Raw genomic sequence first — 20,617 nt, 5'->3', positions numbered from 1 at the left:
ATGCCGCTGCGCACGAATGCAGCTTGCCTTGACTGATGTTGTGGAAACAGTCTCTGTCCATTCGTCCGAAACCAGTTCTTAGATTGCAGCCAAGGTATCTGCCCCAACCTGTAACGAACCCTCGTTTGAACGGCAAAAACCCACCCCAATTTGGGGGGTTCACCGCATGGATTTAGACATCGAAAAGATTCTGCTGACCCTTACGCCGCCGTGGCAACGCATCCGGCCCTCGCTCTGCCGAAGTGCGCTGACGACTCGCCAAGGCGTGCCGAACGTTCTGCAGCACGCGTTCGCGTTCATGCAGCTGCAGTTCCGTGGCGCCAGCGTCCATCGCCGCTTGGACTAGCCCCTCCGGGATCGAGTAGTGCGGTATCAGGGCATGGCCGTTGAAGAATCGTGGTCGAGCGAGCTCGATCCGTTCAGCCAGCTCATGCAGAGCTTGAAGGTCATCGGCCAGCAGATTCCCGCAGTTCTGCTCGCCTCGGATCCAGCGCGCCTGCTCGACCCAGACCGTCATCGCCCAGCCAGCTCAATCGTCATGGCGTGCAGTCGGCACAACTTCAGGCAGAGGCGGCTGAGAGACGCCTGCGACTCGAGCGTGAACTTTGGACCCGGGGCTCCCTTGCTGGTGGCAAGCAGCCATCCCAGCCGCATCTCAACTGCGGGGAGATTGTTTGTATCCAAGCTGAGGGTGGAGCCTTCCGCATGCAGGGCACCATTAGAAGCAAGAGCCAAGGTGAGCGGATCCCTTCTGCCCCTCTCCAAGGCTTTGGCGTCCCAACGCAGATGGGCGACGAGGTCCGCAAACATGTCGGTGCTCACCCTACTGGCAGGCACTGCTGAAGAGACCAAGCCGTCGAACCATTGGCACAGCCTCGCGCTGTCGACTCCGGCTTCCATGCTCAGATTAGGGTCGCTGGACCAGGCTTGGCGAATCTGAACCGCGGTACCGGCGTAACGGCACTGCCATGCAGGTGTAGCGCCGCTGTTGGCCGCGACCATCAGCAAGTAGCCACGCTTCGGCAATCCGTGCCTCTCCTCGCTAGAGGGGTCGATCGCGCTACAGGCCTGATGATAGGGATCCAGGCTAAATGACATCGCCACTTGGTGAACGAAGTTTCCCTGTCTCATTCCGATCTCAGTGGTGCGTGGTGTTGGTAGTGGTGACCAAATGCAACACATGCTCACCTTGGACGCCTTCGGCTCCCAGTCGTTCATTGAGCACCCAATCCACATCTCCATGTAGCAGCTTCAGCTCCTGGCCCAAGTACGGGGTGTAAGCACGGTTAAGGCGTCGGTATGTGTTGAGCGGATCCGATCGCAGGCGATAGATCGTGACGCCTTCCTTGGCCAGGCGGAACATGGCCTTGTCGCCCAGATACGCGTCAGCCATGAGCGTAATCAGATCGACCATCGCCACTTGGAGATCATCCTCAACCAGGATGCCTGCGTTCATCAGGGCCCGAGTGTGCTGTTCGAAGTGCGTCTGATGGCAGCTATCAAGGAAGCACAGATCCATCGCGTACTGGGCCAACGCATCCTGCTCGTTATTGAGACCCGCACTGTCCGCCTGGCCGAACTCCACAGGCAGCGTGATGAGCTTGCCGACGGCAGAACCGTTGACGCAGATGGTGGCGGACCATTCGTGCTTCGCACCGGGACGCACTGTCCGAACACTACGCAAGCTGAAAGGGGCAAAGCTCTTCTGCAGAAAATCAAGCATGGTTGTTCCTACTTACCGTGGGAAGGTAATGCGGTCGTTGCGCGGGTTCCACCGAGCGAGATCTTTGAGCATCCCGATCGCAGCATTGAGGTTGGCTGGAGTGATGCGGAGTTCGAGCGCTCTAACTCTGAAGCAGGCAGGCCATTCGATATCACCGGTCCTGTCCTGACTGAGCGCTCTCGGCTGGTCAGGCAACTCGCGCAGGCGGCCCCTAAGAGGTGCACCGAGAAAACGAGGCCCAATCTATTTGACCTCCAATACACCGCATGCATGCAGTGAATCATTCGCCTAAGTTGGGCGGCGCGTGGCCAGCGTTGGTAAGCGATCAGACCCGGGTCAGGCTGCGTCTCACGATGCCCAAAGGCCTTGCGTACCGTTGAAGTGAGCTGGCGCGACATCATCGTCAGATGCTGAGGTGTCACGGCAACACCTCTTCATTGCGCGAGATTCCTGAGGGTCTATCTGTGATAACGACGTTGAGACTGTGTTGTGGGGTGGCCATGGTGTAGTTCCCATTCGGTAACGCCACCCTATGCGCATGCTCCGTTTCCCCTTCGGGGCCCGGCGATCATGCTGACAGTTTCACGCGTCGGGTCTCTGCGAGCCTCCCATCGCTCGCCACTGCTTGAGCGATGGCGGCATTCCATCCAGAAAGAAGTAGATCGGAACCAGAAGCGTTCCCTTAACCGCATTCCCATCACGCATGGCGGGTTTGAATTGCCAATTCGAGATTGCCCGGAGCGCCTCAGCGGTGAGAAGTTGGCCCGCAGTTGAGCGCATGACCTTCAGCCCCATGGGATAACCCAGCTCATCCACCAGCACGCGCACGATGACAATGCCCTGGTCGCCGGCGTCGCGAGCTTCTCGCAGGTAGTTGGGTTGGCTGACTTTCCGGTACTCAGCTATTTCGATCGGCAGCACATCCACTGCCTCCATGAACTCAGCCGGCAGCTCCTCAGCTTGACCATAGATATGGGGGACCGTCCCCTCATACTCTTCTACCTCTATGGGTTCGGCGGTCATGAAAGGTAGACGACCGTCGTCATAGGACTCATTCGGACGCGGCAGCGGCTCCACCTGGGCGAGCGACGTCGACGTCGGTCGTGAGGGATTAGCTTCAGCAGGCATCACCTCCGCTGGAGGCTTGCGCTGCTTCGGTTGCGCCGGCGCCGCACTGATCGGCGGCGGCGGCGCCGGCGTTTGCCGAGGAGCCTGTGAGATGAACGTCATGCGCAGTCCTTCCTCGCGCCCGCCGCCGGCATCCTTGACCGCCGGCGGGCTGGAGATCGGTGCCAGAAGTACTAGCGCAAAGCCAGCGTGCACGATCAACACGATAGCAATCGCGAGAATGCGGGTTGGCCGCACCCCGAAGTCATTGGAAAACGGTGCCGGTGATTTCATGGCAGGAATTATCTGACCCAGCAGCCGTAACGAATACACGGAATGAAGGGGTGAAATGGGCGGTCTAAGGAGGGTTCGCTACACACAACCACTTCTACGATGTGCCCAACAGAGCCCCAACCCGGAGACATCCCTTGAAGTTCATCACCATGACGGCTCTGGCCGTCGGCCTCGCCGCCGCCCTTTCGTTTACCGCCGCCAGCGCAAGCGAGGCGACCATCCGCGACGCGGTCAAGCTAATCAACCCGAAGGCCGAGGTGAAGTCGATCAGCGATTTCGGCATGCCGGGCGTCAAGCAGGTCGTGGCTGACACTTCCGTCGTGTACATCAGCGACGATGGCCGCTTTGTATTCTCAGGCCTGATGCTGGACATGGTGGAAAAACGCAACCTGTCCGAGGAAGCCCAGTCCCTGAGTCGCCAGGCGCTGCTTTCGACAATCCCCAAAAATGCCGTGATCAGCTATGAGCCGAAGGATGTGAAGCACCGAATCACTGTCTTCACAGACGTGTCGTGTGGTTATTGCCAGATGCTCCACAAGAACATGCAGTCGTACCTGGACAAGGGTATCGCGGTGGATTATGTCCCTTTCCCGCGCGGTGGCCTGGAGTCCCCGGTGTTCGCCACCATGCAGAGTGCTTGGTGTGCCAAGGACCAGAAGAAGGCGCTTGATGCGGCCTACCAAGGCGCCACGCCGCCAGAGGTGAAGTGCGCCGATTCTGTGGCCGCCATGTACCAGCTGGGCGACAAGCTGGGCGTGGACGGTACTCCGGCTATCTATGACCAGTACGGCAACCATATGGGCGGCTATGTACCAGCCGACCAGCTGGTCCAGCAGCTCGACACGCACAACACACGCAAGACCGGCCTCAAGACCGCAGCGAAGTAATTTATCAGTCCCCTCGGCTGTGCAGCAGCGCGTGCTTCCCCTCACGCGCTTCTGCACAGCCACTTTTTTGCCCAGGGGCCGACCCACTCCGTGCGATAGCACCCCCCCGTCGCACGGTTCCGCTAAGGCCCCATCTTCTTCAAGCGGACTTTATGGCCAAAATTCCGATGCGCAAAAAGTGCTTCTTGATGGTTGCTATTCTGTCCGCCATCTCGCTGCTTAGCAGCTGCAACACACTGCGTCCAACCAAGGCGTGCATGGACAAGCCACTCAAGCACTACATACACGACGAAGGCCGTTGATCGTCGCTTGATAGAACCTCGATCTCTATGGGATGGTTTCCAGACCTGCGTGCACAGCGTGAAGCTGCTACTCCAGATGCGGCAGCGCAGTAGAATCATCGGGCACTGATCAGCTGCATCTGTTTGAGTAACGGCCAGATCATTGCTCCCGAAATTCAACGCGGGACGTCTCACTATCGTGGTGCCCTCGCCATCGAGGAACACCCCATGATCGACCACGACATCTGCCTCTCCATCGTCACCAAGGTTGCAGAAGCAGGAGTCTTCTACCAGGATGCCTTTACCAAAGCGGCAGCGCTGGAGTGGAATACGTCTTTTCCAATCAGTGACGTCCAGCTTTTCGAAGACACCTTGGAGCTTCACACCAACAGCTTCCAGCACTACCTGGCCGTGCGACTTCGTCTGCAGGCGGTGCTCAAGGAGCGCACGCGCGGTACTTGGGCCACGGCAACCTACACGCGTGAGGACGGCCATGTCGAGAAGGCATCTTTCATGGCCAATGGCGCCGGCGGCGTATTCTCTGGATCCCCCAGCAAGGACTATGACTTCCAGGCGTTATCCACGCGCATGGCCGAGATGGAGATCTACGATACTCGTAAAGAGTATGAACGCCTGAAGATCCAGTCCGTAGCGATTAGACATCTTCAGTCCACACACTGGCGCGTTGGTACCAAGCTACGCAATGTACGCATATCGGGCCTTGGCTGCTTCAGCACCGTCGTAATCTCGGCCGTTCATCCAAGTGGTCATGTCGAGATGATTGGCACGCGTCGTGGTTCGCGAAAGCGGTGGGAAATGAGCGTCCTCGCGCAGGGCATCATCCAGATGGATGAGGACGTGCTGGACAAAGTAGCCTGACGCCCGACCTGAAACGACGAAGGCGGCCGATCTCTCGGCCGCCTTCGTCGTTATTGTCTCGAAGATCTTGCCAGCGCTTAAGCGGCGGCATTCATTCCAAGATAGTGGCCATGCTCGCTGGTATACAGCTGGAACAGGCGGTCCACGTGGCTCTGCTCAGGCGCGCCATCGAACTCTAGCAACCAGGACTGATTGCCCACCGGCAGGCGCGGCGCAGCTGCCGGCAGGATCTTTGCGCTGGTCGCCACTATGGAATCCAGATAACTACGGTAGACCTTCAGTAAAGCATCAAGGCGCGACTCGCGCTTTGCCTTCAGCAAGTCATCAACCACTTTGCTCAAAACTTCCTCCCGCATTGCCAAGTAGCGACTCTGCAGAAGAGTGGGTTGCTTCGCGTCCTTGCGCTCCTTTGCCGCCTGATCACGGTATTGCGTCAACGCCACAAAAAGCTGGACCGCAGGTTGATCAGAGCGAATGAGCATCGCGGGGAACAGGAACGATAGATCGCGCGCAGCCGCGCCGACGGCAGCATATTCGACGGTCTCGGTGACGACCGGATAGACCGGCTTGATCTTGGTAATCGGCTTCATTCGGCGTTTTCGTCCTGAGCAGGGTTGAAGCAGGCTTGGATGCCGTTCGCGATCGCGCTGGAGATGCCGGCGACCACGACGGGGTTAACCAGGCGCCGGGCTTCATCCGGATGGCTGACGATACCAACCTGCAAATCAAGCGTGGCATGCGTACGCAGGTCCAGATGGGACTCGCCACGGGTGCGATGGATGCCCAGGGATTGGTCCACCAGAGGCATGTTTAAGCCCGGGAGCTTCATGCTTCGGTAGAGAGACGGCATCTCGCCTACCTCGCGCAGACCGGTGCCGATCAGGCGAGCACAGGAGACCGCGGTCGCCATCTCCGGGTTGGAGTGGCCCAAGGTGATGGCGTAGCCATAGAACGCTTTGGCGTGGCCGGCTGCGACCCATTGGGCAGGAATTGCATGGTGACCAAGACGAACCGTCAGGCGGGCCGCGGAGTCTGTCTGAGGCCCGTTCGCGACAGCGGCAGGGATCCCCAGCCCATCCAGATCCCGAACAAGCTCCGCAGCTAGCTGGCGGTCGTAGGCGACGATCGGCCGGCCGGTGGCCGAGGTCCCGACCTCCGGCGCGAGTTCGACGACAACCTGCGCTGGCGCGCTGGCCAGCGCCATGACGAGAAGCAGTATTTGCATGGTCAGTCCTGGTTGGAGGTGTCGGAGTCGTCGCCAACCATGAGGTCGACGGCATTAAGCAGCTCTTTGGCCGGTATCGGGCGCTCAAGGAACATGCTTGCTCCGAGTGTTGCGGCCTGCTGCCGCACAACCGGTGATCCGTCTGATGTGTACACGATGATCGGCGTGTCCTTGTTGATGCCCTGCCCTTTGCGAACCAGCTCCAGGACATCGAGACCTGACTTGCCACCAAGCATTACATCGGTGAGTACAAGCTGATACCGCTTGTGCTCAAGGATCTGCAGAGAAGCGTTGCCGTTGTCGCAGGTGTCCACCTCGTATCCCGCCTTACGGAGAACGCTTGAGTAGAGGTGCAGGTTGGAGGCCTGATCATCAACCACCAGGATCGAAACAGGCTTGGAGGGGCCAATGCTCATTACGCGACCTTTCGAACCGTTGTCTCGGCAAATGCCGCGCGATCGTCGTCCTGGCTAATCTTCACCGTCACCGGACCCACAAGGCGATCACCAACGATTCCATCGGCGCGGCTGGCATGTTCTACGAGTACCACGCTCGAATAGTCCGTGAGCTGCAGCGACTCAAACACTGCACACCAGGCAGCCGTTCGGTTGCTGGCTTCGAGAAGCGCCTCCGGTGCACTCAGCACCACAACATCCAGGCTGACATAACCCACCACGTACACACTCAGCTCATGCTGTTTGCCGTTTGGGGCGGAATACGACAGCGGCCGCTTCAGATCGGACAACAGGCCCAATCTGAATTCCCGCGCGGCGATGTCGGCACGGCTCTGGGCCGTTGCACCTACGCGCCCGGCGGTTCTCTCGTTTGTTGGCATGTCAGTAAAGCTCATCGAATCGCCTGGTGAAGCAAGTCCGTGCTGGACGGGGATCGAGCGGAATGATCGGCTCATCCAGCATGTGATCCAGACCTTCTGAGAACGGCTCAGCTGGTGCAATTCCGAAGTGGCGCATTTCGGCAGCATTGGCCTGCCTATCCGCGCACTTCAGATGTGCCATGTCTTCCGCTGAAAGTGGCGGCAGTCCATAGGCACGGTAAATGACGTCCTGCAACTGATCCTCAATTGGACGGTACAGGGAGCCGACCAAGTTTTTCACCGCAGGCCCGAGATGGTGCATGTAGGCCTCCGATGCATCGTGCAGTAGGCCGTGAAGAGCGAGCCGAGGATGAACGATTCGGCTCACAACGACGCTGTGCTGTGCGACCGAATAGAAATTCGCGAGCTGCCCGACAAAGCGACAGCAGTTGCTCAGGCCTGTACTGATGTCCTCAATCCTGATGGTGCTGGGACTGGGATCAAACAGGTTGACGCGCTGGCCTGAAAGTGTCGGAACTTCAAGCATCACATTATAGGACGCCTTCGCGCGCAGGGGGTTGATATGGGTCATGCGGCCAGTTTTCCCCGTCCACTGCCCCTGACACTGGGGCGCGACTTTCACGCAGCACCCTTTGCCGGATGTGTGGGAAAAGCAAGCAACAAACGCGCGAGCGCCAGTTTTTTGGGGTGATCAAGGGTCGCCATTAGCCTGCCGGCGGTCAACGTCGACCCTGTGATACCGCTAATACGTTCAGCTCGTTCAGGATTTGTCAGGGCTTGCACCAGAAGTGCGAATGCCCTTTCCGTGTGTCGCACCGAATTACGGTCTATTCGTGCCGCATCGAGCGTGATCTGTGAGGTTCGCGTCGCGCCGCAGATGACCGCCTGGCCACCGAACAGGTCGGGTGTCAGTAGGGCTGCGGCCTTGACGGCTTCCAGGAATTTGGGCTCTTGCGTGTGCATATCGAGAAGCGATCAGCGAGGCTGATACCGAGGCTATGCCACACCCCCTAGCCCTGAAAGGGGGTTTGTGGGGTGATTCGCGTCTATCCAATGCTTCTGCCGAACGGCGGCAGCGCGCCGAGGATCCGTTTCCCATAACCCTTGGTCAGGAGGCGGGCATCGAGAAGATGGATCGATCCGGTGTCGGTCGCACTACGGATCAATCTGCCTGCAAACTGGGTTAGAACACGGATTGCATGCGGCACAGAAATCATCGCGAAGCTATTGAGTTTTCGTGACTCGTACCATTCGCTGAGCGTAGCAATGATCGGGTCTGTGGGGACCGGGAATGGCAATTGCGTGATGACCACGTTTGTGCAGTATTTGCCTTTGAGGTCTAGTCCTTCACCCACACTCTGCATCCCGAAAATGATAGATCCTTCGCCTTTCTCAATGCGTTCGATATGTCGTTTGACCAGTTGCTGTACAGGCTCTTGGCCTTGCACGAGGACCCTTGAGGTGATGTGCGTCGGCAGCAGATCGAAAACGGCTTTCATCTTCGACTTAGCCGTGAACAAGACGATACTTCCCGCTGCAAGGTCCAGATTTTTTTCGATGTACTGAACCACCTCACGCGTGTGAGCATCTCGGTCCTGCGGCGTGAAGCGCATACGCGGCACATACAGCTTCGCCTGATTTGGCAGGTCAAAAGGAGACGGAAGGCTGACCATTTCCGCATCCTTCGGCACTCCCATTTCGGTTGCGATACCGTCGAAGTTTCCGCCTGCTGAAATCGTGGCCGAAGTCACTACCACTGAATCAACCTTACCCCACAGCAGGCTTCGGAGCAGCTGGCCGGCGCTCGACGGCGAGCAGTGGCAGATGATGTCCGTGGCGTCCTTAGTCAGGGTGATCCATCGCGCATTGGGCGGCGCACCAGGAACGTCGGACTTTGCCCAGGTACTCCAGAGCGTGACGTGCTCTGCCATCGACTCAGCGAACATGCCCACCGTTGTAACGAACTTGCCGCGGTCAGCTTCGCTGATCTTGCTTGAACTCTGAAGCCTGCTACTTGCCGCCTCTAGCACATTGTAAATCTTCTGCCCCCAACGGAGCAGCTGCTCGCAGTGCTCAGCCCAGCCCATCGGCAACTCACCGAGGGGCGCTCGCCACATCGCTTCATACTCCCCGGGATCCGGCGTCCAGGCGTTGTCGATTTCCGTTTTGAGCATCCGCAGTCGGCGGCTGTATTCGCTTGTCGCTTCCACGAACTCGGGCGGGCTCGTGTGGGCCAGCTTCTCGGCTTCCAGTCCGCTGTAGACCCTGGCCATGACCGAGGGCAGCTTTACCAGCTTGCGGATCGACGACGACAATGCGATCGACGCAGCACCGGTGTCGATCGCAATGGACGGCAAGTGATGGCCTTCGTCCAGCACCACGATCATCTTCATAGGATCGCCTAACATTGGCTCCTCCGACACCTGCGCCAGCTCCAACGCCGAGAGCAGCAGTGCATGGTTCACGACCACGATCTGAGCATCCTGCGCCGTCTTCCGGGCCTTCAACGCGGGGCATGCCCCCACGAAGGGGCATTTGCGTCCGATGCAGCCGCTGGCGTTCGTGGACACGTGCGGGCGCACGGATGGTGGAACTGGCACCGGCGGATTGTCCAGATCTCCATCCCACTTCTGGAGCTCAAAGCGAGCGATCAGCTCGTTGATGACAGTCGTGTCGGAACCGGACAATGGAGCTTCATATAGCGGGCCGATGTCCCCAAACAGCTCGTCCTGCCCACCGCTGGCGTTGCCGTTTGTTCCGGACGCCTTAAAGGGACAGAAGTAGCGTGCCCTGCCCTTTAGCAGAGCCACGGAAGCGTTGATGCCGGTGGCCTTCAGGAACGCGGGAACATCGCGGTCGTATAGCTGCGACTGCAACGCAACTGTTCCAGTGCTGAGGACCAGCTTCCGTCCAGTGTCCAGCGCCAAGGGCACACCTGGAGTCAGGTAGCCTAGACTCTTGCCGACGCCCGTGCCCGCTTCAATAAGCGCTACGCCGCCAGTTGTACCCAACGCACGAGAAGCGATGCCGATCATATGGCTCTGGGAGCGACGCACGGCAAAGCCAGGTGTGTTCGCCTGCAGCTCAGCGTAAGTGCTGCGGATCCTCGTGCGCTGATCTTCGGTCAGCGACCGGCTGGTTTCGGGCTGGGACATGGGAGGGTGGACGGCATCGAGCTACCCGCGGTCGGGCTGTCGCCCGCCATCGGATTTCACCCTGGCCGCAAGCTTTCCTTGAGAATTCACCCTACTTTCGCAAGCGCAGCGTTCGGCACATGGGGGTACAGGTTTTCTGCTCTGAGTATCCGGGCCGGCTGTGGTTGCCAATCAGAGTGTCGATCTACGGCGACAAGGATGCAGCGTGCGGACGCCCTAGCTCGCCTCGCCAAATCGCGCGTGCCGGGCCCAGGCCGCGACCGGAGTGTCTGTCCGCCGCCATTACGACGCCGTGGACGAGTAACACCGCCTAATCAGGCGGGTACCTTGGTAGATGTGGACCATGGTCCTCACGGTCCACGTTCAACGGACACGAGGTTTGCCCGCTGCAGGCCAGTGAAAGCTGGGCAGCATCGCGCAGCCCAGCTTTCAATCATCGAGAAGGTTAGGCGACGAGTGCCTTCTCACCCGGATTCTGGCCATCATTCGCCGCATTGTCGCCGGCGCCGACCTCACCCGCGCCCTTGCCCGTGCCGGTGTCCGCATTGGCACCGTCATTGCGGGTGGGATCAGGATCGGAATCGGGGTTGGTCTTGACTTCGGGCTTGGGGGCTTCCAGCACCTTCGTTCCAGCCTCAAGGAGGCGCACCAACGTTTCCTGGTCGGCCAGCTTGATCTCGATGTCGCCGTTGGTCAGCGCCTCGATGGCGCTGCCGACGTTCTTGGCGCGGATCAGCACCGGCTTCTTGTTGGAACCTTCGGCGGGCGCTAGGCGGACAATCTTGGCGCCCTTGATATCGGCCTCAATGCTGGCCGGATGCAGCGTGCCGCCGGCGGCGTAGTGATTGGTGATGTCGTCCTGAGTGGCGATGCTCGGCTTCCAGCTGTTACCGGCCAGAACCAGCAGGACACCGGATTCCTTGGGGGCACGCACCAGGTTCTCGGACTGGTCGCTTTTGCGGACCACATGGAAGATTTTTTCCTTTGCCACGATTGATTCCTTGCTTACGGGGGTCGATTAGGGATGCGATCGGCTGGCCAGGCCGCGAATTAGGCGAGTATCTCCAGTGATAAGAAATTACTACTCGGTGGCCACCGACGCAGTGTGCGTGGGAGGCGTCTCAGGTCATGCGAACCGCACTTTCGACAGCGAGTCGCTGCCCAGTTCGGGTGGAAAGGGGTGCGGGCCTTGTGCCGTGCACCCCACCCCGCGTGCACGGGAAGGGCCTGCCTTAGCGCCTTCGTTATCTCCCGGCGGGATCGATCGATGCTGAAGTGCATGCGGATGAAGGAGGCCAGGCATCGTTCGCCAAAGAGCCGAAAAGGGTACTGCATGTCGTCTTGCCCTGAGCTGCGCTCCACTTGTCTTTGGGCTATTCGCAGGTTTGCTCGACGGCTCTCGTTACCGTGAAACATCAGTGCAGGCTCACCGAAGACGCTGACATGCTGGACTTGCGTGCCGCTGAGGTCTGTTGGGGCAAGCACACAATGGCTGTGATCTTCACCCGGACATCCTTCATGCCCGCTCTGATAGCCTCCGACACGATGAGCTCCCGGTACTTTGGCAGCGCTTCAGCAGAATACTTCTCGCGGGAGAAAACCAGTCGCTCGCCCTTGTTGGCACGGAACCCTTGCGCCCGGGTCTCCTGCCCTCTCAGAGCGGACTGCCAGTGGAATTCGATGCGGTAGGCGTGCATGTGATGTCTCCGGTATGCACACAGGTTATGCAGTTGAGAGGATGCGAAATTGGGGTGCAGAAAACATGCTCACAGCACTTCCCTGCCGAAGATCAGCCTGCCGACAGTGGAGTCAGCTTTCAGGCCTTGTTTTCTTCTCAGACGATGCCAGCTGGTCCAACTGCTTAGCCTCTCGCCGGCTGACCTTGGTGGTTTCCTTCAGCATCAGCTTGAATCCGTAACTGGCTGCCGCGAAAAGCGCATCGCCCTGATCCAGCACGATGTCATGGAAGGTTTCCATGAATTCCAGGTCGTGCGCGTGGCTGCCCGAATCCTCGGTGTCGTGGAGGTACTCATGCACCAGCAGATGCGCTAGTCGCATGAAGCCTGGCAGGCCCTGCTTCATCATGTCGGCCGCAACACTATCGACCACGGCTACATAGCTCTGCCCGTCTGTGTACGCATCGATACCCTCACCGCGGCCGAGCATCAGCTCCCGCCTGGCAGTTATCGTCCCGGTTTGCTGCCGGATCGACGCAAGCACAGTGTTGTGGGTTTCTTCCGCACAGCGCAAGAACAATCGCTGCTTGCTCGAAAGCTCAGTCGCCATGATCTTGGACGACTGCATTTGTTTGTAGCCCGGGCAGTCCGCGAAGTTCTCGTAGATCGTCAGCTCTTGACGGTTGCTCTGCAGTGCATCCCATGCCGCAATGACGTCTTCGCTAGCCTTAAGGTGCTCAGGGAGGCTCCACGTCAGCCGATCGCCGGCCGCTTCCAACCGACGCCTCCAGACTTGAACCAATGCGGCCACCGACTCAACCCCGAAGCGTTCCAGTGTCACCTGCCCAAGCACCACAGCCGTCTTATCGCGGATCATTGCTTCCGCCATACGGTTACCCATCTCTGCGACTGTGATTGGTGTGCCGCCGTAGTAGCCAGGCTTTAGGACGTCATAAAGCGTGACGTGCTTGCCGTTGGAAAGTGTGATGATAGGCCTATCGAAGTTGTCAACGTTAGCCGGATCGGCAGTCTGTAACGCGAGATAGGTCCGGTCCGAATCGTTAAGGCGCTTCGACTTAGTTCTAGACGCCAACTCCGCGATCTTGGGCCGAAGTTTGGCCCAAACCGGACAGCTCTGGCGCATGATCTCATTCCGAGAAACGTTAAGCGTGAGGTCGTGACCTCGGCGAGTCACTAGCGTGCCAGCGATGCCCACGTTGCTAGAAGACAAACTTGCGACAAATATGCCCTGATTGTAGATGGCGAGAGAATAACCATCGGAGACGCGCAGGAATGCTTCCTCCGTGGAGATCGTCCACATGGACTCAGAGGGCGCTCTTGACAGCTGCTCGCCGTTGAACATGATGGGTACTTCCGAGTAGCGGACCAGCTTCTCCAGCTCAGTGCGGAACTCCACCATCTCTACGTTCGTCAACGGTTTGTAAAACGTTGCTTCGATACGCAAACCGTGAACGTGGGGTTCTTCGGTGCCGAGATACCAGTTGAATCCGCGCTGGCGAACGTCCACGTCGAACAGGAAGTTGTGGGAGTACATCTTCGACTTGCACCACGCCCATAGCTGCGCGCGCCCAAGTCCGAAGCGTCCAAACTCACGAACATGATTCGTGTGGTCGAAGCCAAAAACGTTAAAGCATTCGAGAACTTCTTCCCTGGTCCTGAATCCATGACCGTCATCGGTAATCGACATCGCGGCGGACGACAAGTTGATGCAGATCTTGCTCGCGCCCGCGTCAATCGAATTCATGATACAAGCAAGGGAACTCCTCCCGAGGGTGCTTGACTGCGAATTTACGGCGTGTATCAGGAACGCTGAGGAGAACTCGAACGTATGCGATTCGAGCTTACTGGTGCTGGACCGGTCGGTCATTTTGTCATCCGTCAGGGAAGTGAGAGGCATAGACTTCGCTGCTGCGAAGACGATCGACTCACGTTGACGGATTCGCAGATCCGCACCATCGGGCCCGGGCTTTCTGCGACCTCAGCAGCGACGCAAGGTCAGCGACTGCTGCTATATGTCAACGATCGCATGCCCTTGCTCGGTCGCGATGCGACATCGGCAGGCACATCCATGCGATGACAACGCAGGGAGCATCAAGCCTGCGCTTAGCAACATTCCCAGACGGAAATGGACTCTTCAACGTCTATCAGTCGCGACCTTTCACTTCTTGCTCGACGCCGCCCGGCATGAGCCAGCGCCCAGCTACGACGTCGACAACATAATGGTCTTCGGATTCAGCCAGGTCGCGGGCAACTGCTTCATCGCATGTTCCCTCTATCTGCCCTTCCATCGTATTGGTGATGATGTAGCGGTACTTCATAAAATTGCTCCTTCGTGGTGCCGAACTAGATGACTTGGACGCCCTGCAGGAGCGTGGCGCGCTGGCGCGCTGGCACATCCCTCGGCGTCAGCAGGTCGATACGACCGCGCAGCAACTCCTCCAGCTCTGCATGCAGGCGTGTCATGTCTGCGTCGGATGTTCCGGGCTTGAGATCCACCAGAATCGATGCGTCGACATTTGGGGATCCCGCTCCCACCAACCGCGGGTTCGTGGCGCCGTGACTGGCCACCAAACGACGAATTGCGGAGCGATGCGATGTGACTTCTAGGCTCATGCTATTGGAAGTTCCTTGTTGGATGATGTGATTGCTGCTGCAGCCCTCTCTCAGTGTGTGGTTCGATCTGACACAGTTGTGGGCACACGGCTATTGCTTCCTCACATCCGAATGTCGCCGGCTACTCCACTTCTGAGCGAGTTCCAATTCGGTCTTTGAGAGCTCGTCGGATAGCACGTTCCATATGTCGAGCTCGACCTGAAGGTCCAAACTGTGTTCTGCAAGGGAGTGGAGATAGGCGACTTCATCATGAGTCAATGGTTGCAAGCGTTTCGCCGCTGCAAGATGAGCGCGGTGAACTGATGCATTGGTTAGCCATCGAGTTAGACCGACCAACATTGCGCCCGCTCCTAGCGTCAAACCGGCTGTGCGTAAGGACACCAACTCAAGCACGGAGATGGCACCAACCGTCATCAGGAGAAGTCCAATGGCCACACCTGCGCCGATTGCGACTCGAAGTAGGTTCTGCTTGTGGTTGAGATGCAGCTTGATCCGCTCCATGTCCCTGTCGAAAGCGGACAAGGGCGAGTGTTTGCGCAGCTCAGGGATGCCGCTCTGCCCGGAGGCTTTCATTAGGTCGCCTCTGGTCGCTTCAGCTCACCGAGGACTGCCTCAAGCAGCGCACGGGTTTCCTTGGAAAGGCCGTCGTACCCCGGGTCGCTGGTGACGGCGGATGTTGCTTCGTGGAGCCGTGGAGCCGCCTTCTTGAGCGCCTTCTTGAAGGCTGCCTGCGGCAGGTTGCGGACTGTCAGTTGCTTGTGCCCGGCGTTCTTGGCACGCTCGACCATCTCCAGCGCCATGCGCTGCGCTGCCACCGGGCCGTGCTTACGGATCAGTTCCACAGCAACCTTGGCTGAGGCCTGGCCACTGGCCACCAGTTCAGCTAGCCGCGGCGGGGCGCTGGCCAACGTAATCAGCAGCTGAAGCTGTGGTGGGCTAAAGCGCTTCTTCGCTAGCAGTTCCTCTTCGGTGATACCAAGGTTCATGAGGCGTTTGACGACGATTGCGGTTTCGTATGTGGTGAGGTTACGGCCGTTGTTACTGTCGATGAGATCGAATTCCAGCTCCTGCGGGGAGATGGTCTTAGGCTTGAAGATGACCGGGACCTCTGTGATTCCGGCGCCCTCATTGTTGGCCAGCTGCAGAGCCTTCATGCGTGAGTGGCCGCGGATCAAAGTCACCCGGTCTTCGCCGTCGATCTTTGCCACGTACACGACCACCGGCGAGTCGGCATGGAAGCCCTCAGCCTTCATAGAGTCGGCCATGCTTCGCACGTAGGAGTGATAGTCATCCCCCTCATAGCGAACGTTGTAGCCGGGAATGACGTGGATCGTGGCCGGGTCGATGAAGTACAAGGAATCCGATCGGCGGTTCGCGTTCTTGATGACCTTTACGTTGCCTGGGACCAGGCTGGTTTCGACTTCGGAGGTAGGCAGGGCTGTGCTCATGCTGGTCTCGGTGCGATTGAGTGGACGAACCCACTTTCACAACATCGGCCGCCATCAGTCGGGGGCGCGCATTTCCTGCGGAACGCAAAAGTGGTTTAGCAAGTCTGCGAAACAACTTTTCCTGCCGTAACCGGGGTTGGGGGGTAATTCGTTGGCACTGCAGATCCAGGTCGTTCGTAGCGACGCAACGAACGGTGCTGCTCAAGGACCAACGCTTCGAGGCGTGAGGTACAGATAGAGCTACTGGGTGATGTCGTCACCTGCGGCATAGAAGTGCCGAGCCTTATGAAGAACATGGTGACTGTATGCGACCAACAAAATTGGCGGCTCCTTGGCCGCCCAATTGCTTGCTAAATCAATTTCTCGTTAGTGCTTCTGATGGTCATCGCTCGAATAGAGAGTCATTTTGGCGACCTCTAACATTGCCTGGTCCAAAAGTTTTCTTCTGTAGACCGTCCGTAAATTAGGGTGAAGTCGGACGCAACGGTAGATGAGAATGACAGCCACCAGTGAAAAAACCAAAGCTAGCAACCCGTCCTTAAAAGTTACCCCATAAAAAGCAGCCACGGGTATGGTCAAAATCAGCATAGCGAAGAGCAGAACAGTCTCCACTACCCACATGAATCTGTCATGCCGGAGGATGATGAGACGACTAGGGGTCCACCCGACATCATGCGGAATCGGCTCTTTCGCGTACTTGTTTACTATCGCGAGACGTTCATCTCTTCGCTCTTTTTCATACAGTCCCAGTAGCCAACCATATACGATGCGAAATTTAAATAATAAGAATCCCATTAGTATTCACTGCGTTTAATAATTATTGTCATAATTGCCCAAACAGCACTAAAAAAAGCTAGAACTACAAGCGCCACCATGGCCCACCACTCCAGCTCGCTGCCTGAGAAATCGGGTTGGACCAGCCATGCTCCACGGGCTCCAACAAGGCATAGGGCCAATGAACCGAAGGCGACGCCGCAAGGAGGATCCTCCTTATCGCCTTCGGCAAGCGATTTAGCGAGAGGAAAGGTCGCTGCAAGTGCCGCGACAATTGCGGGGGGCCAAAATTTACCACCGAAAGTGATGATGCTGACAATAAGTTCGTTGACTGCTCTCCAGTTAGCGAGAGCCATGACCAGCAAGCTAATGCATAGCATGATGGCGACATGGAAGAACATGTAGGTAGGTAGCCTCGTGCCGGGAACTGAGGGAACAATTTTCATGTCGATGTCTCTGGATTCGGAAGTCATACCCGCACTGACCTGCCTTCAAACACCCGTATTTCATTCGCAAATGCTCGCACCTCGACCACTGCAACTGCAAGGCGCAAGCCGCCCACGAGGCAGCCTGTCAAGGGCATGATGTACAACAAGTAGTCCAGAAACGGCAACATAGTTTCGAAGTACTTTTGCATTGCGGCTGGCTGCGCTGCGGAGGCTGGTCCCTGAAACAGATCCAAGAAGAAGAACCTGAATATCGGAGCCCAGACGCAGACGAATGCCATCACTGCTGACTTTACTAATGTGTCACTCGCAACGCCGCCGACAATGAGCAGCACCGCTGCACTCACAGTTGCTAGGGTAACGAAAGACATGGGGCTTGCGGCAAGATTCCACACCATGATCGCGATTGCCGCGAACGCAAGATAAGTCCAAGCCTTGCCAAGACGAATTTGGGCAAGCGAGTGCAGCAACTTCATTTCGTCAAGGCTCAGTTTCATTTGGTTTCCTTATTTGCAGATGTGGCGATATCGGCCGATGACAAGCGAATTTTAGGGGCTGGGCAGTTCGCAAACCAGATCCGACATGCGGATGCGGGATCCTAACGAACTCACAACTCGCATTTTCTCGCACCCGTCGAGATGTGCTTGCGGGTGCACGATTGTTCTCACGCAGGCAGTAGCGGCGGCCTCCCTACAGCAAACACGCCTCCAAGCCAAAGCGGTTGGCCATCGTCGTCGACGGGGTTCGGGTAGGATACTAAGCTCTCCAATTGCTCGTTTCCCAGCCGCACCATCTCATCGAGTGGGCGCCTGGATTGATGCAACGTGTAGCCCGTGCGCTGCTCGATGTCTCTGTACTGTTTGTACAGTTCAGGGCGATACCTGGCACCGTTGGCGATATCGCGGGCACCTGCAAAGAAGCAGAACACGCACGACAAGCGGCTGCTGCCTGAGAGATAGGCTGGGTGGGGTACTTGGCCGGCGGCAGCGATCGTACGCCAGACCTCTGCGGTAGTCATGTCGTGGATCGGCAACCACTCGAACCAATCGCGGCCACGAACTGTGCCTCGTTTGTTGATCGTGAGTGCGATGCGCTTTGCCCTGGCAGGGCTCTCCGCTGCACGCATTCCCATGCAACTGACAACCGTTGAGAAGAGCTTGTCTTTTGCATATCGGCGCACCTCGCGCTCTATTGGGCCCCGCTTGAGATCGGACGTGCATTGACGACTTTTTGCCCCTGGCCAACAGCTAGAGTTCGGACCAGGTCGCACCTCGTAGCGCCGCTCAACCATTTGCAGGAACGTTTTAGGTGCACGCGCCACAAGGAACGGCAAGCCTGCAACCTCTGCCTGTTCCTTCGCTAACTCTAGCGCGCCGTGCCACTCCGACTCACCGAGCGAGGCATGGATCACCAACAACTGCGCAGGCGGAATTCGATCGATCAGCTTGATGAGCATTGCCTGCGAGTCCTTGCCACCGGAGTGGCTGACCACGAAGAGAGCGTTCCGCTCGATCAACTGCTGGATTGTGGGTAGCTCGTCCATACAGTACTCAGCGGCTCAACATCGGGTGGCTGGCATCGCGACTGCCATCGTTCATGGCGGCATCCAGCTCGCCGGGATCAAGCGATTCCAGCAGCTCGGTATCGATTCCCTCACACGCACGCATGCAAGCCAGCATGCGACGGACAGAGGCCTGTGCTCGATTCGGTCCTTCCGCATCGAGGCCGTAGGCAAACCACGCCAGCAGCGATACTTCGTCGCTGTCTATCCGAAGGCCCTTCTCGCCACGGGCGGTGCTGTCCTCCCTCGCCCGCCAGGCGTAGCCCAGCGTCATGCCCAGCTTTGCTTCCGCGCGAGAGTTCGCCACAAGCTCATGATGCGTCTGAGCTGTGACCTCGGCCATGCGCCGCGATTCGCCGGTTAGAAGCTTGGCTAGTGCTAGCAGCGTGGCCACGGAGGAGTCCAAGGCATTAGCTAGCTGTCCGGTCAAGTGTGCCGGCGGCGCCGGTGCGGTCTCAGGTTCACGCTCCAGCTGATGGACTAGCTGCTCGATAGTGGCCACGGACATATGCTCCACCTCGGCATGCTCCTCACTTGCCGGAGCCGACTCCTGCACCCTCGCGAGCAGCCTCCGATAGTCAAGCAGAACAGGGGGGATGGCCTGGGCGAGCTGGCGAGCGATTGGGGACATCGATGCGGTTCCGGTGGGTAACGAAACCAGTATCAGCCCTTGCGCTGCCGCGACACGCGGGCGCGGTATTCCTACCGCTTATCAGCTATCCCGCTCGTAGGAGATTTCTCGGCTGCGCTCCACAGATACAGATTCCGTCTCGACCAACCTGCGCTAGTAGGAAGCAAAAAAAGTGAGCGATCGCGCCACGCTCAATTGGATCGAACTCCTACCATAGGCGTAGCAAGTCCCACTCTACCTGCTGTGATCGACGGGGACGGCAATCGAGACCCAGTCGGGCAGTTCGACCGTGACGCCGTTGTCTTGCCGCATGACCAGGTTGTTAGTCCATGGATGTACAGAGTAGCGCCCAGATACCACACATGAGCGTTCTCGCATCTGTCCATTGATCGCGACGCAAGCTTGAGAGTCGAGCCTCACCGTTACCTCCGCCGGACGGGGGTGCCAATAGCTCCACCATGCGAGGGCTTGAAGGACACCGTAACAGACCGCTGCCGCTCCGATTAGCTGGGAAAGCGTGCTGTAGGTCGGCTTACGATCTTCTGATTGCATTTTCAGGTTCAATGAGGTTTCTTGAAGCGAACAATGATACCGTCAAAACGCGACCGAAGATCCTAAGCTCCAGTTTGGCAATCTGCGAGGGATCATCTCCTAGATCGCGACGCTGGTAAACGCAGTCGTGGTCTTCATAGGAAAACTGGCATGTCGCAAAACGAGGCGTAAGCCCTACACCCGGATGCCACTTTTACCTTCACACTCGGGTGTCATAGACCATCGTCAGGGTTGAAATACCGGAAGAGCGCGAACGTTGTTCGTTCGATCGCAATACATACCAAAAACGCGATAACAGGCTTCGAGCTGAAGACCATAGCCATGCAATGCATGAAGGTCCAATCTTCCCTATAAGCTTCTACCTCAGCGAAGAACCAGAATATAAGCACAGCAGTGCAGCACAGTATGCTGGCGGCACGAGCAAGGTGATTGACGACGGCAATTAATGCTATCGATATGTTTTGCAACCTCGCTCGATGTGTAGTGGTTTTCATGTCCTTTCCTAGTTA

At 58.0% G+C, this 20,617-nt stretch carries 24 protein-coding genes; 2 read left to right on the top strand and 22 right to left on the bottom strand.

The genetic code is table 11. The features are described 5' to 3' along the window. Positions 1 to 172 precede the first annotated feature (172 nt). The 3 genes from BJD12_RS22690 to BJD12_RS22675 all read right to left on the bottom strand — a co-directional run bounded on the left by BJD12_RS22690 (position 173) and on the right by BJD12_RS22675 (position 3,124). The gene (locus BJD12_RS22690; RefSeq protein ID WP_005989579.1) at positions 173 to 517 is read right to left on the bottom strand and encodes a DUF4031 domain-containing protein; all 345 of its coding nucleotides are present in this window, start codon (positions 515 to 517) and stop codon (positions 173 to 175) included. A gap of 621 nt (positions 518 to 1,138) precedes the next feature. Continuing rightward, the gene (locus BJD12_RS22680) at positions 1,139 to 1,723 is read right to left on the bottom strand and encodes a hypothetical protein (RefSeq protein ID WP_005989577.1); all 585 of its coding nucleotides are present in this window, start codon (positions 1,721 to 1,723) and stop codon (positions 1,139 to 1,141) included. A 582-nt stretch (positions 1,724 to 2,305) separates the two neighbouring features. Beyond that, entirely contained in the window at positions 2,306 to 3,124 is an 819-nt protein-coding gene (locus BJD12_RS22675) for an energy transducer TonB (protein WP_005989576.1), read from the bottom strand. 134 nt (positions 3,125 to 3,258) lie between these two features. On the opposite strand from BJD12_RS22675, the gene BJD12_RS22670 reads away from it, so the two are divergent. Both BJD12_RS22670 and BJD12_RS22665 read left to right on the top strand, forming a co-directional pair. Then, positions 3,259 to 4,011 carry a DsbC family protein gene (locus tag BJD12_RS22670; RefSeq protein WP_005989575.1) on the top strand — a complete coding sequence of 251 codons (753 nt, stop codon included), beginning with the start codon at positions 3,259 to 3,261 and terminating at the stop codon, positions 4,009 to 4,011. A gap of 509 nt (positions 4,012 to 4,520) precedes the next feature. After that, complete coding sequence (locus tag BJD12_RS22665) at positions 4,521 to 5,171, top strand: hypothetical protein (RefSeq protein ID WP_005989573.1); 651 nt, start codon at positions 4,521 to 4,523, stop codon at positions 5,169 to 5,171. Positions 5,172 to 5,248: 77 nt separating this feature from the next. On the opposite strand, the gene BJD12_RS22660 is transcribed toward BJD12_RS22665, so the two are convergent. The 19 genes from BJD12_RS22660 to BJD12_RS24445 form a co-directional block, all read right to left on the bottom strand. Then, positions 5,249 to 5,761: a hypothetical protein gene (locus BJD12_RS22660; RefSeq protein ID WP_005989572.1), complete on the bottom strand. Its 513-nt coding sequence runs from the start codon at positions 5,759 to 5,761 to the stop codon at positions 5,249 to 5,251. After that, positions 5,758 to 6,396 (bottom strand): hypothetical protein, encoded by a 639-nt coding sequence (locus BJD12_RS22655; protein WP_005989571.1) that lies wholly within the window; start codon positions 6,394 to 6,396, stop codon positions 5,758 to 5,760. Before BJD12_RS22655 ends, BJD12_RS22660 begins: the two co-directional genes overlap by 4 nt. Before the next feature lie 2 nt (positions 6,397 to 6,398). Continuing rightward, a complete protein-coding gene (locus BJD12_RS22650) occupies positions 6,399 to 6,812 on the bottom strand; it encodes a response regulator (RefSeq protein ID WP_005989570.1) in 414 nt (137 codons plus the stop codon). Then, positions 6,812 to 7,246, bottom strand: coding sequence for a hypothetical protein (locus BJD12_RS22645; RefSeq protein WP_005989569.1), 435 nt, complete (start codon positions 7,244 to 7,246; stop codon positions 6,812 to 6,814). The genes BJD12_RS22650 and BJD12_RS22645 overlap by 1 nt, the downstream gene beginning before the upstream one ends. After that, entirely contained in the window at positions 7,233 to 7,802 is a 570-nt protein-coding gene (locus BJD12_RS22640; protein ID WP_005989568.1) for a hypothetical protein, read from the bottom strand. Before BJD12_RS22640 ends, BJD12_RS22645 begins: the two co-directional genes overlap by 14 nt. 47 nt (positions 7,803 to 7,849) lie before the next feature. After that, positions 7,850 to 8,194, bottom strand: coding sequence for a hypothetical protein (locus tag BJD12_RS22635; RefSeq protein ID WP_005989566.1), 345 nt, complete (start codon positions 8,192 to 8,194; stop codon positions 7,850 to 7,852). Between the two features lie 83 nt (positions 8,195 to 8,277). Next, positions 8,278 to 10,386 (bottom strand): ATP-dependent DNA helicase DinG, encoded by a 2,109-nt coding sequence (dinG, locus tag BJD12_RS22630; protein WP_005989564.1) that lies wholly within the window; start codon positions 10,384 to 10,386, stop codon positions 8,278 to 8,280. Between the two features lie 445 nt (positions 10,387 to 10,831). After that, positions 10,832 to 11,377 (bottom strand): hypothetical protein, encoded by a 546-nt coding sequence (locus BJD12_RS22625; protein ID WP_005989563.1) that lies wholly within the window; start codon positions 11,375 to 11,377, stop codon positions 10,832 to 10,834. Between the two features lie 424 nt (positions 11,378 to 11,801). Beyond that, the gene (locus BJD12_RS22620; RefSeq protein ID WP_005989561.1) at positions 11,802 to 12,083 is read right to left on the bottom strand and encodes a hypothetical protein; all 282 of its coding nucleotides are present in this window, start codon (positions 12,081 to 12,083) and stop codon (positions 11,802 to 11,804) included. 112 nt (positions 12,084 to 12,195) lie between these two features. Next, on the bottom strand, positions 12,196 to 13,827 hold the full coding sequence (locus tag BJD12_RS22615) for an ATP-binding protein (protein ID WP_005989559.1): 1,632 nt from the start codon (positions 13,825 to 13,827) through the stop codon (positions 12,196 to 12,198). Positions 13,828 to 14,227: 400 nt separating this feature from the next. After that, a complete protein-coding gene (locus tag BJD12_RS24455) occupies positions 14,228 to 14,401 on the bottom strand; it encodes a hypothetical protein (protein ID WP_005989553.1) in 174 nt (57 codons plus the stop codon). Between the two features lie 25 nt (positions 14,402 to 14,426). Further along, positions 14,427 to 14,696, bottom strand: coding sequence for a nucleotidyltransferase (locus BJD12_RS24450; RefSeq protein ID WP_005989551.1), 270 nt, complete (start codon positions 14,694 to 14,696; stop codon positions 14,427 to 14,429). 90 nt (positions 14,697 to 14,786) lie between these two features. Next, on the bottom strand, positions 14,787 to 15,269 hold the full coding sequence (locus BJD12_RS22605) for a hypothetical protein (RefSeq protein WP_005989549.1): 483 nt from the start codon (positions 15,267 to 15,269) through the stop codon (positions 14,787 to 14,789). Continuing rightward, positions 15,269 to 16,144: a ParB/RepB/Spo0J family partition protein gene (locus BJD12_RS22600; protein WP_005989546.1), complete on the bottom strand. Its 876-nt coding sequence runs from the start codon at positions 16,142 to 16,144 to the stop codon at positions 15,269 to 15,271. The genes BJD12_RS22605 and BJD12_RS22600 overlap by 1 nt, the downstream gene beginning before the upstream one ends. Before the next feature lie 794 nt (positions 16,145 to 16,938). Beyond that, on the bottom strand, positions 16,939 to 17,364 hold the full coding sequence (locus BJD12_RS22590) for a hypothetical protein (RefSeq protein WP_074053050.1): 426 nt from the start codon (positions 17,362 to 17,364) through the stop codon (positions 16,939 to 16,941). A gap of 23 nt (positions 17,365 to 17,387) precedes the next feature. Beyond that, on the bottom strand, positions 17,388 to 17,861 hold the full coding sequence (locus BJD12_RS22585; RefSeq protein WP_005989538.1) for a hypothetical protein: 474 nt from the start codon (positions 17,859 to 17,861) through the stop codon (positions 17,388 to 17,390). A gap of 167 nt (positions 17,862 to 18,028) precedes the next feature. Then, positions 18,029 to 18,907, bottom strand: coding sequence for a phosphoadenosine phosphosulfate reductase domain-containing protein (locus BJD12_RS22580; RefSeq protein ID WP_005989536.1), 879 nt, complete (start codon positions 18,905 to 18,907; stop codon positions 18,029 to 18,031). Between the two features lie 7 nt (positions 18,908 to 18,914). Continuing rightward, positions 18,915 to 19,556, bottom strand: coding sequence for a hypothetical protein (locus BJD12_RS22575; protein WP_005989534.1), 642 nt, complete (start codon positions 19,554 to 19,556; stop codon positions 18,915 to 18,917). Positions 19,557 to 20,320: 764 nt separating this feature from the next. Then, positions 20,321 to 20,602: a hypothetical protein gene (locus BJD12_RS24445; protein ID WP_005989530.1), complete on the bottom strand. Its 282-nt coding sequence runs from the start codon at positions 20,600 to 20,602 to the stop codon at positions 20,321 to 20,323. Positions 20,603 to 20,617 lie beyond the last annotated feature (15 nt).

This window comes from Xanthomonas vesicatoria ATCC 35937, from assembly GCF_001908725.1.
Lineage (GTDB): Bacteria > Pseudomonadota > Gammaproteobacteria > Xanthomonadales > Xanthomonadaceae > Xanthomonas > Xanthomonas vesicatoria.
This window is presented reverse-complemented; position numbering and strand designations above follow the sequence as displayed.